The following is a 15,244-nucleotide window of genomic DNA, read 5'->3' as shown; positions in this document are numbered from 1 at the left end:
CCGCAGGAGCAACGAGATGCAGACCGACAAGACCCGTTCCAACGCGCTTCTTGAGACCACCTTTGCCGGGTTCGCCCCGCTGGCTGCGCAGCTGGCCGCGCTGGACACGCGCCTGGCCGAAGCCGCCGGCTCGCCGGTTCCGGCCATCGCCGACAAGGCCCGGCAGCTGCGCCGCAAGCTGGCCGCGTTCGAGCCGGGCGTAACCATGATCGGGCAGGTCAAGGCCGGCAAGACCACGCTGGTCAACGCCATGACCGGCTGGCGCGACCTGCTGCCGGCGGATGTGAACCCCTGGACCTCGGTCGTGACCTCGCTGCACCTGCGCCCGGGCGACCGGCGCGCCACGCAGAACGCCTCCTTCACCTTTTTCACCGAGGAGGAATGGGGCCACCTAGTGCATCGCGGCGGCCGCATGGGCGAGCTGGCGAACCGGGCCGGGGCCGAGGACGAGCTGGACAAGGTGCGCGCCCAGCTGGAGGAGATGCGCCGCAAGTCGCGCGAGCGGCTGGGCCGGCGCTTCGAGCTGCTGCTGGGCCAGTCGCATGATTACGACCGTTTCGATGCGGCGCTGGTCGAACGCTATGTCTGCCTCGGCGACGATTTCTGGGACGCGCAGAACGCCGATCCCGATCGCGGCCGCTTTGCCGACATCACGCGCACGGCGGATCTGTGGCTGAGCCAGCCGGACCTGCCTTTGCGCCTCTGCCTGCGCGACACGCCCGGGGTCAACGACACCTTCATGATCCGCGAGCAGATCACGCTGAACGCGCTGCGCGGCAGCCGGCTCTGCGTCATGGTGCTGGCCGCGACGCAGGCGCTGACCTCGGTCGATCTGGCGCTGATCCGCATGATCTCGAATGTCGAGGCGCGCGACGTGATCATCTTTGTTAACCGCATCGACGAGCTGGCCGATCCCGCGCGCGACGTGCCCGAGATCCGCGCCAGCATCGAGACCACGCTGCGCGCCCATGGCATGCCCGAGGGGGTCGAGATCCTGTTCGGCTGTGGCGTCTGGGCGCATGAGGCGGTGACCGGCGCGATCGAGAATCTCGGCCGCGACAGCGCCGAGGCGTTGCTGCACTGGGCCGAGGCGCGGAACGACCCCGCCAACCCCTTTGCCTCGGTCCCCGAGATGGTCTGGCACCTGTCGGGCCTGCATGCCCTCGGCCGCGCCATCGCCGCGCGGATCGAGGCCGGGGCCGGCGCGCAGATCCTGCGCGAGATCACAGCCGAGCTCGACAATCTCGACCAGAGCGCTGCCGCCGCCCTCAGCCTGTCGGCGCAGGACGGGCTGGCCGGTGCCCCCTGCCGCATGGAGCGCGAGACGCTGGTCGCGGCGCTGGACGGGATCGAGGCCCGCGCCCGCGAGGGGCTGGCGACCGGGCTGACCATGGCGCAGCGTGCGCTGGTCGAGCGGATCGAGAAATCGCGCCAGACCTTCGTCGGACGCGCCACCGCCGCCGTGATCGCGCATCTCGAGAATTACGGCGAGCTGGAACAGTGGAGCTATGATCCCTGCGGCCTGCGCGTTCTGCTGCGGTCGAGCTTTCAACGCCATGTCCGCGGCGTCACCCGCCTTGGCGAGGACGCGCTGAGCGGCGCCGCGCAGGAGATCGCCGCGCTCTATGCCGAGGCGTTTGCCCTGAGCCTGCCGCCGCTGCAGGCGCCGCCGGTGCCGCAGGCCGATCCGCCCATCGTGCTGGGCCAGACCATCGCGCTGGACCTGCGCGCCTCGTGGTGGACGCGGTTCTGGCGCCGGCGCCGGGGCTACAAGGCCTGCACCGAGGATTTCGCCCGCCTGATCGAGCAGGAGACCCAACCGATCCTGAATGCCCTGCTCTCGGAGAATGCCGCGCGGTTCGAGGCGGATGTGGCCGACACGCTGGCCACCTTCCTCGCCGCCAACCGCCGGATCCTCCTCGACCTCGCCGATGGCGTGCCGCCCGCTGCCGAGACGCTATTGCCGACACGACCCAACCTGGAGGCCACCGCATGACCACGCATGACACCGCGGCGCAAAGCGCCCCGACCCGCCGGCCGCGCATCGCGCTGATGGGCGAATTCAGCGCCGGCAAGAGCACGCTGGCCAACCTGCTGTTGGGGCAGGATGTCTCGCCGGTCAAGGTGACCGCGACGCAGCTGCCGCCGGTCTGGTACGCGCACGGCCCCCGCGCGCTGCACCGCGTCGACAATTCCGGCACCGAAGAGCCGATCCCGCCCGAGGCGCTGGATGGCATCTCGCATCGCGAGACGCAGGCCGTGCGGATCCGGCTGGAGACCGAGGTGCTGGAGTTCTGCGACCTGATCGACATGCCGGGCACGGCTGATCCGAACATGCCGCAAGCGGTCTGGGACCGGATGCTGGGTCGCGTCGATGGCGTGGTCTGGTGCACGCCCGCAACGCAGGCCTGGCGGCAATCCGAAGCCGCCCTGTGGGAACAGGTGCCGCACCGGTTGTACGCGCGCAGCCTGCTGCTCATCACCCGCATGGACAAGCTGCACGCGCCGGGCGACCGTGACCGCGTGCTGGCCCGCCTGCGCCGCGAGACCGACGGGCTGTTCACCCGGGTCCTGCCGATCTCGCTGACCGAGGCGATTGCCGATCCCGACAATCCCGACACGCTGAAGGCCAGCGGCGCCGACCTGTTCGTCGAGAGCCTGGTCGAACTGGTCGAATCGCTGGGCCAGCCCCCGGCAGGCGAGGCGAATGACGGGTTCGAGCCGATCACCCCAGCCGCGCCCCTGGCCCGGCCCGAGCCGGTCGCCACGCCGGGCGTGGTACCGCGGCGCGTCGTCCCCCGGCGCATCCGGGCCCGCCCGCGCCCCGAGGGCGTGACCGGCCGGGCTTAACGCGCTCTTAGAGGTGCATGGTCCAGAACAATGGGGACCTTGTCCCGGACCCCAGATGGCTTTCGACACCCTTGCCGCGCTCAGAACCGAATTCGACAGTTGCGAACGCGTGCTCTTCGTGGATCTCTCCACACGGACTGTGCTGGCATGGGACGGGGCTGTGAAGCTGCCGCAGGAACGGCTCGACGCGCTCTGCCACCTGGCGACGGCGACGCTGGGCATCGGTGGGATCGGCGCGGGGCCCGGCTGCCAACAGGCCGTGGTGGCCGGGGCCACGGGCTGTCACATCCTGCGGAGGGTCGCCCCCGGCGCGGATGAGGCGCTGTGCTGCACGCTGGCCCCCGGGGCCGCGGTGGGGGCGATCCTGCCGCGCATGGCGCAGCTCTGCGAGACCCTATCGGGCCCCGCCTCCCGGCGGCAGGCGTAATGGCGGGCCCGGCCGCACTGCGCGCCGCCCTTGATCGGGCCGCCGCCCATGGCGTCACGCGGCCCGGGTGCCCGCTGACCGGTGCCGCGACGGCACGGCGTTTTCTCTGCACCCAGATCGAGATGACCCGCCTGCCGCGACGGCTGACCTTCCTCATGGATGACGTCCCGCGATTATGGTGCGACGTGGCCGGCGGGCGCCTGCTGGCCTTCGGCACGCCCGAGGATGACAGGACCGCCTCACGGTTGGACGATCCCGAGGCGGTGTCACAACTGTCCGAGGCCTTGCAGGATCTTGCCGGGCGTCTGGATCGGGCCGCCAAGGGGGCCAATCGGATCACCCTGCGCACCGCTCCCCTGCCCGCGCCGGCCCCGACCGCGTCAGGCGTGCCCGCCGAACGGGTGGCGCAGGCGCTGGGGCTTTCGCTCGTGCCGCTTCAGCCCGAAGAATTTCTCGACCTGTTCCTGCAACAGGCTGGCCCGGCCCTCCGGGCTGCAGCGCAGCTGTCCGAAGACATGCTCTATCCCCTGACCGAGGAGGGGACGGAGATGGAGTACCTGGCCGAGATGATCGAAACGGTGCTTCCGGATCTCGACACATTGCCCGACGGCCCCGGCCTGCCCCGCGCCGGGGATCGCCTGCTCATCCTGTCGCCCGAGGGTGCCGACCTGCTGCTGCAACTGTCCTGCAGCGGCGCGCAGGTCTTTGCCCTCGCCCAGCCGGGCAGCGAGATGCTCCTGCTCGACTCCTGGCACAGGGCGCGGGAACCGACATGACCCGCCTACGCCGCGTCCAGCTGGTCGGCCAAGTCCTCCAGATCGGCCGCGATCCAGGTCCAGTTGCTGTCGGCCGCCAGGTCCGTGCACTGCCCCGGCCCGTGCTCCGTCGGGCGCGGCAGGAAGGCCGTCTTCAACCCGCAGGCACGCGCCGCATGCAGATCATCGTTATGCGCCGCAACCATGCAGACCTCCTCCGGTGCGAGCCCCAGCAGATCCACCGTGCGCAAATAGCTGGCGGGATCGGGCTTGTAGGCCGCCACGACCTCGGCCCCAAGGATCGCGTCCCAAGGCAGACCCGCCCGTTTCGCCATGTTGAGCAGCAGCGCCACGTTGCCATTGGACAGCGGCGCGATGATGTGATCTTGCCGCAGGCGCTTCAGGCCCGGAACTGCATCCGGCCATGGGTCGAGCCGGTGCCACGCGCGGTTCAGCTCGTCCAGATCGACCGAGTCCAAGCGCCGAGCCTCGATATCAAACGCGGCCAGCGTGGCGTCCAGGTTCTCGCGATGCAACACGTCCAGCCGCACGAAGGGCCGCCGCCCGGCGCGCACCTCCTCCATGGCCGGCTGGTACCGCGCCCGCCACGCATCGGCGAAAGCCGCGGGATCGACATCGGTGATACCGTGCCGCGCGCAGAACGTCGCGACCTCGCGGGCGACCCCGCCACGCCAGTCCACCACAGTCCCGAACACGTCGAACAAGAGCGCTTTCATCCACGGCCTCCGTCATTGCAACAGCGCAAGCTTGCCAGCGACAGCACGGCCCGGCCAGCCCTGTCTCAGGCCGCGGCCAAGGCTTGTCGCAGCGCATCTTCGTCCAGAGTCATCCCGGAGAAATGCCGCCACGCATGCACGCCCTGGTAGAAGAACAGCTCATAGCCGGGCAGCACGGCCAGACCCGCCGCCGCGGCATCGCGTAGGAAGGGCGTCTCGACAGGCGTATAGACCGCGTCGAAGACCCACCGCGCACCCGCCATCTCATCGCGCGCCACGGGCGTTCCCCCGATCCCGACCATGCCCAAAGGCGTGCCGTTCAACAGCCCGTCCGCCCCCTGCGTGGCCTGCGCCACCCCGGAGGCCACCGTCACCTGCCGCGCCGGGTCCGCCTGCAAAAGGTCCCGCGCCAGCCCGTGCGCCTTCGCCATGTCTCGGTCGAACAGCCGGATCTCCTCTGCCCCGAGCGCGAGCAGGGCAAAGGCCAGGGCCCGCCCGACACCTCCACAACCGATCAGCGCACAGCGCCCGGGCGGCTCGGTCCCGAGCGTCGCGCGATAGGCTGCCATGAACCCGGTGTAATCCGTGTTCTCCCCCACCATGCCGCTTGCGCCGAACATCACCGTGTTGACCGCCCCGATGGCCCGGACTTGCGGATCGGCGATGGTGACACGCTGGGCAACCTGCTCCTTGTAGGGATAGGTCACGTTCACCCCGCGATAGCCCGCCGCCGCGCACTCCCGCAGGATCTGCTCGACCGGCTTGCCCAGCTCCGCCGGAACCAGCCGGTCATAGCGCACCTCCACCCCGACCTGCGCCCCCGCCAACCGGTGCAACACGGGCGCCCGCGACGCCGCGATATTGTCCCCGATCAGGCCAAGCAGAAGATCCGTCATGGTCATGCCCCGTGGTTGCGTGTCGCAGAGAGCCCAGCGCGCGCCCTCACACAAGCCGGATCGTGCCTGGAGTCAAGCGGCGCGGCGGCATGGCCCCTGAGCGTCCCTGTCCCCACCGACAGGAAAGGCCCCCGCACGCCAGTACGGGGGCCTGTTGTCGCCGGCGGCGGCTTCCCGCGCCAAGCGCTGCCGTCAGCGCGACGGCAGGTAGTAGTGGTCGTAGGGGTTGTCCGGGTAGTCGCGGCGCAGGGCGACCTCGTTCTGCCCCACGTCCTGCAGGAAGCAGGTGCCCGGGCCGCGTTCGTAATCGACTGTCTTGCACCAGGGGCGGTTGCGGCATTCCTGCTGGCAGGTCGCCAGCGAGACCGAGTCCAGCGTCTCGCGGTTATGGCCCGGGATGCCGGCATTCAGCACCTGCCGGAACTCGCGCGAGACGAGGCAGGAATTGACGTGGCGCGGATCCCCGGGCAGGTAGAAGGGCCGTGCGTCGGTCGCCGTGCAGGCGATCTGGCAGGTCTTGATCACCACCGGCTCGCCTTCGACGCTGGTGGTCACCACCCACTGCCAGACCGTGTGGATGTTGTACTGCGTGGTGTCTGTCTTGGTCGCGCAGACATCCGTGAAGCCGTTCTGACGGGTGCGCACGATGCTGGACGCCTCCACATGGCCGGTTTCGAGCCCCGCGGTCACCGTGGTCTTGTTGCTCAGCGAGCCGCCCTTGGGCAGCGGCGCCTCGACCCCGCTTTCGACCGCGATGGACAGCGAGGCGGTCACTGAATTGCTCCACTCCTCGGACTCGCTGCGCCCGATGGTCAGGGACCGCTCGATACGGCTTTCGCAGCTTTGCGCGCCGGAACAGGCCCGCTCCCAGGTGCCGCGGGGTGTCTCGATCCGGTTGGGCAAGTTGGCGCGGAACGCGTCATAATCGAGGCGCTCGACGGTCACCTCGGTCAGCCGGTCGCCCTCGTCATCGGCCAACCAGCGCTTGATGGGAAAGACGATGAATTCCGAATGCACCGGGTCAAAGACATGGACCGCATCGACATGCCATCCCGGCCTGGGCCCGGAATTGTCATGTTCCAACTTGATGCGCTCGAGAAAACCGATGTCCTCGGTCAGGGACACCTGGTAGATGCCCATGGTCTGCTGTTCGAAATCGTTGCCGCTGTTGTCCAGCGGCACGGGCGCCTTCACGCCGCGCGGCGAGCGGGTGCCGTAGAATGTGATGTTGACCTCGGCATCCGTGCCGGCGCCTGCGATGTCACTGGTGAATACGTGAACCTGATAGGTCTCGGTGGTCTGCGCCTGGGCGATCGCCGGGCCGAAGGCCGCCAATGCGGACACGAGTACCAGCGTGCGGGCGCACCGCATCATGCCGCGCGTCAAATCTGAAAAATTCAAGTGATCTCTCCCCGTGAAAATGATGCGGGGCCCGCCCGGAGCCGGCACTTGCCGCAGGGGAAGCTTGCCCGGATGGGAGGCCATCCGGCAAGGCTGCATTTCCTGACCCGGGGCGGATCGGCTCACGATCCCGTGATCGGGTGCCTGTTGATCACCCGTCACACCAGGCCGCCCGGCGCGGCGGCCAGCGTCACGATGGCCTGCTTGAGGGACGCGGCGATGGGCGTGTCGGCCTGGCCGAACCGCGTCATCAGGCCGATCGGGCGCATCACTTCGGGGGCCGACAGCGCCCGCCAGCGGACAGGGCCGCCATGGGGATCGCCCAGCGCGATGCGCGGCAGCGGCGCCAGACCGATGCCGCGTGCGACCAGCTCCAGCGCCGTGGTCGTGCGCCCGACCTCGCAGGACCAGCGCAGGGGGCTCTGTCCGCGCGCCAGCGCCTCGTCGATCAGCAGCCGGTTGCCGGTGCCGCGGGCGGGCAGGATCAGCGGCAGCCCGCGCAGGTCGGACCAGCGCAGGGTCTCGCGCGCCAACAGCGGGTGACCCGAGGGCAGCGCCAGCCCGATGGGATCGTCGAGCAGCGGCGTGAACTCGGTCACCGGCTCCAGCATCGGGATCGAGCCGATGCCGAAATCGGCCTCGCCCTCGGCCACGGTCTCGGCCACCTCGTTGGCGGCCAGGTCGATCAGGCGCAGCCGCGGCGCATGCCCCTCGGCCCGCAACTGCTCGACCGCGGGCGCGACCAGCGCACCGATCACCGTGGGGATCGCGGCCACCGTCACGGTCTGGGCGCGCTGGTGGGCGAAGGCCGCGCTTTCATCCCGCATGGCGCGCATGGTTTCCTGGGTGTCCTGCAGGATCGCCTCGGCCCGCAGCTTCAGCCGCTTGGCTGCCAGCGTCGGGCGCACCTCGCGCGTGGTCCGGTCGAAGAGCCGCGTGCCCAGCGCCTCCTCGAGCTTGCGCACCCGCCGCGTGACCGAGGTCTGCGACAGCGCCAACTGCCCGGCCGCCCGGTGAAAGGAGCGGGTCTCGAACACGGCCAGAAAAGCTTCGAGATCGTGGAAATCGAAATTGATGCGCATTCCGCATCAGTTTCAGAAAAACCTGCATTGGTCAAATCGCGCCCCGCTTGCTATCCGGGAAGCGGAGACGTGGAGGCCAGAATGACGACAGATCCGGATATCGTGGTGATCGGCGGTGGCAATGCCGCGCTCTGCGCCGCCATTGAGGCGGCCGAGGCCGGGGCGCGCGTGCGCATCCTCGAAGCCGCGCCCAAGCCCTACCGGGGCGGCAATTCGCGCCACACCCGGAACTTCCGCTGCATGCATCACGGCCCGCTCGGCCCGCTGGTCGACAGCTATACCGAGGAGGAATATTTCGCCGACCTGATGAAGGTCACCGGCGGCGAGACCGACGAGGATCTCGCGCGGCTGGCGATCCGCGCCTCCGAGGACTGCCTGCCCTGGATGGAGTCGCATGGCGTGCGATTCCAGCCCTCGCTCTCGGGCACTCTGTCGCTGGCGCGGACCAACGCCTTCTTCCTGGGCGGCGGCAAGGGGCTGGTCAACGCCTATTACCGAACGGCCGAGGCGCTGGGGGTCGAGGTGCTCTACGAGGCCGAGGTCACGCATCTCGAGCGCGAGGATGACCGCATCACCTGGCTGGACTACACGCATGAGGGCCAAAGCCACCGCCTGTCGCCCAAATCCGTGGTCGTCGCCGCGGGCGGGTTCCAGGCCGACACGGACTGGCTGGCCCGCGCCTGGGGGCCGGCGGCCAAGAACTTCCTGATCCGTGGCACGCCCTACAATCGCGGCGTCGTGCTGGCCGACCTGCTGGACCAGGGGGTCGAGCAGGTGGGTGACCCGACGCAATGCCACGCCGTGGCCATCGACGGGCGCGCGCCCAAGTTCGACGGCGGCATCGTCACGCGGCTGGACTGCGTGCCCTTCTCGATCGTGGTGAACAAGGAGGCCGAGCGCTTCTACGACGAGGGCGAGGATGTCTGGCCCAAGCGCTACGCGATCTGGGGCCGGCTGGTGGCCGCGCAGCCCGACCAGGTGGGCTATGTCATCATCGATTCCAAGTCGCTGAAGCTGTTCATGCCCTCGGTCTTCCCGCCGATCGAGGCCGACACGCTGGAGGAGTTGGCCGGGAAGATGGGCCTGCCGCCCGACAAGCTGCGCGCCACGGTCGAGGGGTTCAACGCCGCCTGCGGCGATACGAGCGGCTTTCACCCGACCGAGCTGGACGGGGTGGCCACGACCGGGCTGACCCCGCCCAAGACCAATTGGGCCCGCCCCATCAACCAGCCGCCGTTCTACGGCTATTCGCTGCGCACCGGCGTGACCTTCACCTATCTCGGGCTCAAGGTCGACGCGCGGGCGCAGTGCACCGCCGGCAACCGACCGGTGTCCAACCTCTGGGCCGCGGGCGAGACCATGGCCGGCTCGATCCTGGGCCAGGGCTATCTTGCCGGGTTCGGCATGACCATCGGGACCGTCTTCGGTCGCATCGCAGGCAAGGAGGCCGCCGCCCATGCAAACGCAACCTGACCTGATCGCCGAGGCCCGCCGCCAGGCCGAGATCTGCAATGCCTGCCGCTATTGCGAGGGCTATTGCTCGGTTTTCCCGGCGCTGCATGCCGAGCGCGCCTTCTCGGATGGCGACATCACGCAGCTGGCGAACCTTTGCCACAACTGCCGCGGCTGCTATTACGCCTGCCAGTACACCGCCCCGCACGAGTTCGACCTGAACCTGCCCCGCGCCCTGGCCGAGGTGCGGCAGGACAGCTGGAAGGCGCTGGCCTGGCCGCGCGGCTTCGCGGCGCTGTTCGACCGCGCCGGCGTGGCCATCGCCGCCGGGCTGGTGCTGGGCTTCGCGGTTCTTTTCGCACTGGCGCAGGCGGTCCGGCCCACCGGCGGCGAGGGGTTCTACGCTTACATGTCGCACGGGCTGATGGTCGCGATCTTCACCCCCGCCTTCCTTCTGCCGCTGGCCGCGCTGGCCGTGTCGCTGCGGGGCTACTGGCGCACCGTGGAGGGCGGGGCGCTGCGCCTGTCCGATATCGCGGCGGCCTGTCGCTCGGCCGGGCGGATGAAGAATCTCGACGGCGGGCATGGCGATGGCTGCAATTTCGAGGACGAGGACCGCTTCACCCATGCGCGGCGCCATTTCCACCAGGCCACGCTTTACGGCTTCCTGCTCTGCTTCGCCTCGACCTCCAGCGGGACGATCCTGCATTACGGCTTCGGGCTGGAAGCGCCCTACGCCTGGTACAGCCTGCCCAAGCTCTTGGGCGTGCCGGGCGGGATCCTTCTGTGCCTCGGCACCGGCGGCCTCGCCTGGCTCAAGACCAAGGCCGATCCAGACCTGGGCGCGCGTGCGGCCTGGGGTGGCGAGATGGCCTTTGTCCTGCTGCTCTTTGCCGTGGGGGCCAGCGGGCTGATCCTCTATGCCGCCACAGGCCTTGCCGCCGTCGGCTGGCTGCTGCCGCTTCATCTGGGCACGGTGCTGACCCTGTTCCTGCTCACGCCATATTCCAAGATGGCGCATGGCTTCTACCGCATGGCCGCCCTGACCCGCGACGCCGCCCGCAAGCGCGAGGCCGCCGCCTGAGTATCCCTCACGCCGGGTAGACCAGCCGACCGCGCGGGGTGTCGACGGTGCCGAAGGCGGTGTCAAAGAGCGCGCCCAGGGTCGCCGGGGTCAGCACCTCGGCGGCGGGGCCGTCGGCGAAGAGGCGGCCGTCGCGCAGCGCCACCACGTGATCGGCCCAGAGCGCCGCGGCGTTCAGGTCATGCACCACGATCACCACGCCGCGCGCCTGCGGGCCGGTCTGTGACATGGCGTGCAGACGGGCCATCAGGTCGCGGGCAAAGCGCGGGTCGAGCGCGGCCAGCGGCTCGTCCAAGAGCAGCCAGGGCGTCGACTGCGCCCAGGCCATGGCGGTGAAGGCCCGCGCCTTCTGGCCGCCGGACAGGGTCTCGACCTGCCGTCCCGACAGCGTCTCGAGATCGAACAGCGCCAGCGCCTCGGCCACGACCTGCCGGTCGGCCTCGCGCGGTCGGCCAAGGTGATGCGGCCAGCGCCCGAAGCCCACCAGATCGCCCACCGTCAGCCGGCTGCCCAGCGCCTGCGCCTGTGTCAGCACGGCGATCCGGCGCGCCCGGTCGCGATGCGCCATCCGGGTCACGTCGCCCCCGTCGACGGCAATCACGCCTCCGCTCGGCCGCAAGAGCCCCGCGCACAGATGCAGAAGCGAGGACTTGCCCGCCCCGTTCGGCCCGATCAGCGCGGTGATCCCGGTCTGTGGCAGGCCTGCCGTGATGTCGTGCAGGATCGCGCTGCCCCGCAGCGACAGGCTGACATTCCGGATCTCGATCATTGGCGTCTCCGTGACAGGATCAGGGCAAGGAAAAGCAGCCCGCCGAAAAACTCGATCAGGACCGCGAGGGTCGATTGCAGGCCCAGCACCCGCTCGAACAGGAACTGCCCGGTGACGAGGAACAGCGCCCCCAGCAGGCCGGCGGCGGGCAGCAGCACGGCGTGGCGGTGGGTCTGCATCAGCGCGTGGGCGAGGCTGGCCGCGATCAGGCCAAGGAAGGTGACCGGACCGACCAGCGCGGTGGAGACCGCCACCAGCGCCGAGACCAGCGCCAGACTGCGCCGGACCACACGGTCATGGTCAAGCCCCAGCGTGCGCGCCGGCACCCGGCCCAGCCCTGCCACGTCCAGTTCCGACGCCATCCGCAGGGCGGCCAGCATCGCCATGGCCAGCAGGCCCGCCGCGATGAGCAGCAGGCCCCGGTCCACCGCGCCGAAACTGGCGAACACCGCCTGCTGCACGACCGAGAACTCGGACGGGTCCAGAAGGCGCTGCATCAGCCCGGCCACCCCCCGCAGCATCACGCCAAGGATCACCCCGGTCAGGATCATGCGGATCACGTCATCGGCCCCCTTGCGCAGCAACAGGCCGAACAGCGCCTGCGCGGCCAGCACCAGCAGCAGGACCTCCATCGCGAAGCGTCCCAGCGCAGGCAGCTGCGCGAGACCAAGGCCGCCCAGGCCCAGAACCAGCCCGGTCTGCAGGGTGACGAAAAGCGCATCGAACCCCACGATGCCGGGCGTCAGCAGCCGGTTCTGCGCCACGGTCTGGAACAGCACCGTGGCCACGCCGACCGCCAGTCCGACCAGCAGCAGCGCGGCCAGCTTGGTCGCGCGCAATGTCAGGATGAAACCGACCGGCCCGCGCAGGTTCCACAGCAGGAAGGCGGCCGAGGCGGCCAGCAGCACGAGGCCCAGCAGGAGCAGCCGCCGCTCAGCCATGCGCGGCTTTCGGCGCCGCGTGCAGCAGCCACAGGAAGATCCCGGCGCCGGCAATGGCAAAGACCGTTGCGGCCGGGACCTCGTAGGGGTGGCGCAGCATGCGGCCCAGGATGTCGGCGGCCAGCACCGCCCCGGCGCCGCCCAGCGCGACCATCGGCAGGTTGCGCGCCAGGTTGTCGCCGCGAAAGCGCGACACGACATTGGGCACGACCAGCCCCACGAAGGGCAGTGCGCCGACGGTCACCACGACCAGCGCGGTGATCGCCGCGACCACGGTCAGCCCAAGCGCGACGGTCTGCCGGTAATCCAGCCCCAGCGCACGGGCGGCGTCGGCGCCCAGCCCCAGCAGGGTGATCCGGTCGGCCAGCGCGTAAAGCAGCGCGGCGAGGGCGGCGATGCCCCAGAGCAGTTCGTACCGGCCCTGCACCACGCCCGAGAACTCGCCCATCTGCCAGATCCCGAGATATTGCATCAGGTCGGCCTGCCACGCGATCCAGGTCACGACGGCGCCAAGGATGCCGGCATGGATCAGCCCGACCAACGGCAGCAACATCGGGTCGGTGCGGGGGATGCGCGTGGCCAGTGCCAGGAACAGCCCCGTCCCGGCCAGCGCGGCCAGCGCCGCCACCGCCATCTTGACCCAGAGCACCGCGCCCGGCGCGATCAGCGTGATGCCCAGCAGGCCCAGCATGGCGGCCTCGGGCGTGCCCGAGAGGCCGGGCTCGACAAAGCGGTTCTGCACGGCCTGCTGCACCACGACCCCGGCCAGCGCCAGCCCCGCGCCGGCCAGGAGCGCCGCGGCCGTCCTAGGGAACCGGCTGACCGCGATCAGCCAGCCGGTGTTCAGGTCCGAGGTCCAGAGCGAGGCCGCGCCGATCGACAGGCTGAGCGCCACGAGGCCGAGCAGCCCGGCACCGCCCCAGAGCCAGCCCCGCATGGATCAGCCTTCCGCGCCTGCGAAGGCCCCGATCAGCTCGTCCAGCGTGCCCATGACCGATTGCACGCCGCCGCCCGCGATGTAGAGCGGGCCGCTGTCGAGATAGACGATCTGCCCGGCTTGCGCCGCTGTCGTGCCGGCCACCAGCGGATTGTCCAGCGTGGCCGCCGCGGCCTCGCCCGACTGGCCGATCGCGGCGCCGCGGTCGATGACCAGGATCCAGTCCGGATCGACCTCGGCGACGAACTCGAAGGACACGGCCTCGCCATGGGTCTCGGTGGACAGTCCGGGAGAGGCCTCGGGCAGGTCCAGCGCACTGTGCAGCCAGCCGAATCGCGACCCGGCCCCGTAGGCCGAGACCTTGCCGCCATTGCTCAGCAGGATCAGCGCGTCGCCCTGCCCGCGCACGGCCTCGGCCGCCTGCGCGACCTTGGCCTCGAGCCGGCCGACAAGTTTCTCGGCCGCGTCTTCCCGGTCGAACAGCGTGCCGTAGGCGGTGATGCGCTCGGAGACCTGCACGAGGTGATCGTCGCCCCAGACCGTCATGTCGATGGTGGGGGCGATCCTTGACAGCGCGTCGACCTGCGCCGAGGAGCGGCCGCCGGCAATGACCAAGTCGGGTGCCATCACGGCCAGCGCCTCGAAATCCGGCTCGAACAGCGATCCGACCGTCTGCGCCTGCGCGGCCACGTCGTCGAGATAGTCCAGGTAATGCGGGGCCGGGATGCCGGCCAGGGGCACGCCCAGCGCCTCCAGCGTGTCGATGGCGGCCACGTCTAGCGCGACGACCGTCTGCGGCGCAGCCGGCAACGTCGCCGGACCGGTCGCGGTGGGAATCGTCACCTCTTCGGCCCATGCGGGCGGGGTGGCGGTGACAAGGGCAGCAAAGGCCCCGAGGGCGGCGGCGCGGATCATGGCGTTTCCAATCAAATCAGTCAGGATTTTCGCCGCCGTTCTAGACAAACCGGTTCAGAAGGTGCAAGCCATTCCCGACAGAAAAACTCGGAGACTTCCATGCCCCTTGCCCAGACCGGCCGGTTCGAGACCGCCCATGCCAGCAAGTACCTGCAACAGCTGTGCAAACACTTCGCGCACAAGGTCGAGGTCAGCTTTGACTCGGAAACCGGGACGGCCGCGCTGCCGGCCGGGCCCGCGCGGTTGCAGGCCGCGGACGGCGCGCTGACGGTCACCGTGACCGGCGCCGATGCCGACGCGCTGGACCGGGCGCGCCACGTGATCGACAGTCACCTGGCGCGCTTCGCCTTCCGCGAGGGATTCGAGACCATGGACTGGACGGCCGCGCAGACGACCGCCGCGCAGACCGCCTAGCGGGCGGCCGCGGCGCGATAGGCGGGGCGGTCGCGCAGCGTCGCCATGTAGGCGGCCAGCTTGTCGCCCGGTTTCGGGAACCCCGCCACCTGCGCCCAGCCCAGGCAATGGCACAGGATGATGTCCGGCACGGCGGGCGTGGCGCCGGTCAGGTAGGGGCCGTCCATCTGCTCGCCGATCCGGGCGATGTTGCGCGCATATTCGGCTTGGCAACTGGCCAGCACATCGGGGACGCGCTCGCCCTCGGGCAGGACGAACTTGTGCTTGGACGCGGTCCAGAGCACCGAATCGATCTCGTCCAGCACGCGGAAGGTCCAGGCGTCCTGGTGCGCGCGCGCCACCGTGCCGGCCGGCGCAGTGAAGGCGCCGTGCTTGTCGGCGAGATAGGTCAGGATGGCCGAGCTGTCGCGCAGCACCTCGGTGTCGTCCACCAGCACCGGGATCTTGCCCAGCGGGCTGACCTGGCGCACCTCCTCGGATTGCGGGCCGGCATCCACCTGTTTGTAGTCGAGCCCCAGCTCTTCCATCAGCCACAGCACCCGGAAGGCCCGGCTGCGCACCGATCCGTATAGCGTGTAGGTCAT

Annotated in this window: 16 protein-coding genes; 7 read left to right on the top strand and 9 right to left on the bottom strand. The window is 69.9% G+C overall.

Annotated elements, in window-relative coordinates:
- The first annotated feature begins 16 nt into the window (after positions 1-16).
- Genes AVJ23_RS08520 through AVJ23_RS08505 form a run of 4 tightly spaced genes read left to right on the top strand, consistent with a single transcriptional unit; the run spans position 17 to position 4,053 of the window.
- Positions 17-1,996 (top strand): dynamin family protein, encoded by a 1,980-nt coding sequence (locus AVJ23_RS08520; protein ID WP_058861756.1) that lies wholly within the window; start codon positions 17-19, stop codon positions 1,994-1,996.
- Positions 1,993-2,850, top strand: coding sequence for a dynamin family protein (locus AVJ23_RS08515; protein WP_058861755.1), 858 nt, complete (start codon positions 1,993-1,995; stop codon positions 2,848-2,850). The genes AVJ23_RS08520 and AVJ23_RS08515 overlap by 4 nt, the downstream gene beginning before the upstream one ends.
- Before the next feature lie 55 nt (positions 2,851-2,905).
- The gene (locus AVJ23_RS08510) at positions 2,906-3,277 is read left to right on the top strand and encodes a hypothetical protein (protein ID WP_058861754.1); all 372 of its coding nucleotides are present in this window, start codon (positions 2,906-2,908) and stop codon (positions 3,275-3,277) included.
- Positions 3,277-4,053 (top strand): hypothetical protein, encoded by a 777-nt coding sequence (locus AVJ23_RS08505; protein WP_058861753.1) that lies wholly within the window; start codon positions 3,277-3,279, stop codon positions 4,051-4,053. Before AVJ23_RS08510 ends, AVJ23_RS08505 begins: the two co-directional genes overlap by 1 nt.
- 5 nt (positions 4,054-4,058) lie before the next feature.
- Here AVJ23_RS08505 and AVJ23_RS08500 read toward each other — a convergent pair whose 3' ends face one another.
- The 4 genes from AVJ23_RS08500 to AVJ23_RS08485 form a co-directional block, all read right to left on the bottom strand.
- The gene (locus tag AVJ23_RS08500) at positions 4,059-4,769 is read right to left on the bottom strand and encodes a haloacid dehalogenase type II (RefSeq protein ID WP_058861752.1); all 711 of its coding nucleotides are present in this window, start codon (positions 4,767-4,769) and stop codon (positions 4,059-4,061) included.
- A gap of 65 nt (positions 4,770-4,834) precedes the next feature.
- Positions 4,835-5,665 (bottom strand): shikimate dehydrogenase family protein, encoded by an 831-nt coding sequence (locus AVJ23_RS08495; RefSeq protein WP_240484567.1) that lies wholly within the window; start codon positions 5,663-5,665, stop codon positions 4,835-4,837.
- Between the two features lie 192 nt (positions 5,666-5,857).
- Entirely contained in the window at positions 5,858-7,039 is a 1,182-nt protein-coding gene (locus AVJ23_RS08490; protein ID WP_169795932.1) for a PLAT/LH2 domain-containing protein, read from the bottom strand.
- A 185-nt stretch (positions 7,040-7,224) separates the two neighbouring features.
- Positions 7,225-8,148, bottom strand: a complete 924-nt coding sequence (locus AVJ23_RS08485) for a LysR family transcriptional regulator (RefSeq protein ID WP_058861749.1) — start codon at positions 8,146-8,148, stop codon at positions 7,225-7,227.
- Positions 8,149-8,229: 81 nt separating this feature from the next.
- Here AVJ23_RS08485 and tcuA point away from each other — a divergent pair, with 81 nt between their 5' ends.
- Together tcuA and tcuB are read left to right on the top strand one after the other, a co-directional pair.
- Positions 8,230-9,621 (top strand): FAD-dependent tricarballylate dehydrogenase TcuA, encoded by a 1,392-nt coding sequence (gene tcuA / locus AVJ23_RS08480; RefSeq protein ID WP_058861748.1) that lies wholly within the window; start codon positions 8,230-8,232, stop codon positions 9,619-9,621.
- On the top strand, positions 9,605-10,684 hold the full coding sequence (tcuB, locus tag AVJ23_RS08475) for a tricarballylate utilization 4Fe-4S protein TcuB (protein WP_058861747.1): 1,080 nt from the start codon (positions 9,605-9,607) through the stop codon (positions 10,682-10,684). Before tcuA ends, tcuB begins: the two co-directional genes overlap by 17 nt.
- Before the next feature lie 7 nt (positions 10,685-10,691).
- On the opposite strand, the gene AVJ23_RS08470 is transcribed toward tcuB, so the two are convergent.
- Genes AVJ23_RS08470 through AVJ23_RS08455 form a run of 4 tightly spaced genes read right to left on the bottom strand, consistent with a single transcriptional unit; the run spans position 10,692 to position 14,246 of the window.
- Positions 10,692-11,453, bottom strand: a complete 762-nt coding sequence (locus AVJ23_RS08470) for an ATP-binding cassette domain-containing protein (RefSeq protein ID WP_058861746.1) — start codon at positions 11,451-11,453, stop codon at positions 10,692-10,694.
- Complete coding sequence (locus tag AVJ23_RS08465) at positions 11,450-12,394, bottom strand: iron chelate uptake ABC transporter family permease subunit (protein WP_058861745.1); 945 nt, start codon at positions 12,392-12,394, stop codon at positions 11,450-11,452. Before AVJ23_RS08465 ends, AVJ23_RS08470 begins: the two co-directional genes overlap by 4 nt.
- Positions 12,387-13,331, bottom strand: a complete 945-nt coding sequence (locus AVJ23_RS08460; protein WP_058861744.1) for an iron chelate uptake ABC transporter family permease subunit — start codon at positions 13,329-13,331, stop codon at positions 12,387-12,389. Before AVJ23_RS08460 ends, AVJ23_RS08465 begins: the two co-directional genes overlap by 8 nt.
- Positions 13,332-13,334: 3 nt before the next feature.
- Entirely contained in the window at positions 13,335-14,246 is a 912-nt protein-coding gene (locus AVJ23_RS08455) for a siderophore ABC transporter substrate-binding protein (RefSeq protein WP_058861743.1), read from the bottom strand.
- 99 nt (positions 14,247-14,345) lie between these two features.
- On the opposite strand from AVJ23_RS08455, the gene AVJ23_RS08450 reads away from it, so the two are divergent.
- Positions 14,346-14,660 (top strand): DUF2218 domain-containing protein, encoded by a 315-nt coding sequence (locus tag AVJ23_RS08450; protein ID WP_058861742.1) that lies wholly within the window; start codon positions 14,346-14,348, stop codon positions 14,658-14,660.
- Here the strand turns inward: AVJ23_RS08450 and AVJ23_RS08445 are convergent.
- Entirely contained in the window at positions 14,657-15,244 is a 588-nt protein-coding gene (locus tag AVJ23_RS08445) for a glutathione S-transferase family protein (RefSeq protein ID WP_058861741.1), read from the bottom strand. The genes AVJ23_RS08450 and AVJ23_RS08445 overlap by 4 nt on opposite strands.

It is taken from the genome of Pseudoponticoccus marisrubri (assembly GCF_001482405.1).
Classification (GTDB): domain Bacteria; phylum Pseudomonadota; class Alphaproteobacteria; order Rhodobacterales; family Rhodobacteraceae; genus Pseudoponticoccus; species Pseudoponticoccus marisrubri.
Note: the sequence above shows the minus strand (reverse complement) of the source record. Positions and strands in the feature narration are given on the sequence as shown.

Coding starts and splice junctions, on each gene's coding strand:
- AVJ23_RS08520 (WP_058861756.1), top strand. CDS start 17: ATGCAGACCGACAAGACCCGTTCCAACGCGCTTCTTGAGACCACCTTT.
- AVJ23_RS08515 (WP_058861755.1), top strand. CDS start 1,993: ATGACCACGCATGACACCGCGGCGCAAAGCGCCCCGACCCGCCGGCCG.
- AVJ23_RS08510 (WP_058861754.1), top strand. CDS start 2,906: ATGGCTTTCGACACCCTTGCCGCGCTCAGAACCGAATTCGACAGTTGC.
- AVJ23_RS08505 (WP_058861753.1), top strand. CDS start 3,277: ATGGCGGGCCCGGCCGCACTGCGCGCCGCCCTTGATCGGGCCGCCGCC.
- AVJ23_RS08500 (WP_058861752.1), bottom strand. CDS start 4,769: ATGAAAGCGCTCTTGTTCGACGTGTTCGGGACTGTGGTGGACTGGCGT.
- AVJ23_RS08495 (WP_240484567.1), bottom strand. CDS start 5,665: ATGACGGATCTTCTGCTTGGCCTGATCGGGGACAATATCGCGGCGTCG.
- AVJ23_RS08490 (WP_169795932.1), bottom strand. CDS start 7,039: ATGATGCGGTGCGCCCGCACGCTGGTACTCGTGTCCGCATTGGCGGCC.
- AVJ23_RS08485 (WP_058861749.1), bottom strand. CDS start 8,148: ATGCGCATCAATTTCGATTTCCACGATCTCGAAGCTTTTCTGGCCGTG.
- tcuA (WP_058861748.1), top strand. CDS start 8,230: ATGACGACAGATCCGGATATCGTGGTGATCGGCGGTGGCAATGCCGCG.
- tcuB (WP_058861747.1), top strand. CDS start 9,605: ATGCAAACGCAACCTGACCTGATCGCCGAGGCCCGCCGCCAGGCCGAG.
- AVJ23_RS08470 (WP_058861746.1), bottom strand. CDS start 11,453: ATGATCGAGATCCGGAATGTCAGCCTGTCGCTGCGGGGCAGCGCGATC.
- AVJ23_RS08465 (WP_058861745.1), bottom strand. CDS start 12,394: ATGGCTGAGCGGCGGCTGCTCCTGCTGGGCCTCGTGCTGCTGGCCGCC.
- AVJ23_RS08460 (WP_058861744.1), bottom strand. CDS start 13,331: ATGCGGGGCTGGCTCTGGGGCGGTGCCGGGCTGCTCGGCCTCGTGGCG.
- AVJ23_RS08455 (WP_058861743.1), bottom strand. CDS start 14,246: ATGATCCGCGCCGCCGCCCTCGGGGCCTTTGCTGCCCTTGTCACCGCC.
- AVJ23_RS08450 (WP_058861742.1), top strand. CDS start 14,346: ATGCCCCTTGCCCAGACCGGCCGGTTCGAGACCGCCCATGCCAGCAAG.
- AVJ23_RS08445 (WP_058861741.1), bottom strand. CDS start 15,244: ATGACCTACACGCTATACGGATCGGTGCGCAGCCGGGCCTTCCGGGTG.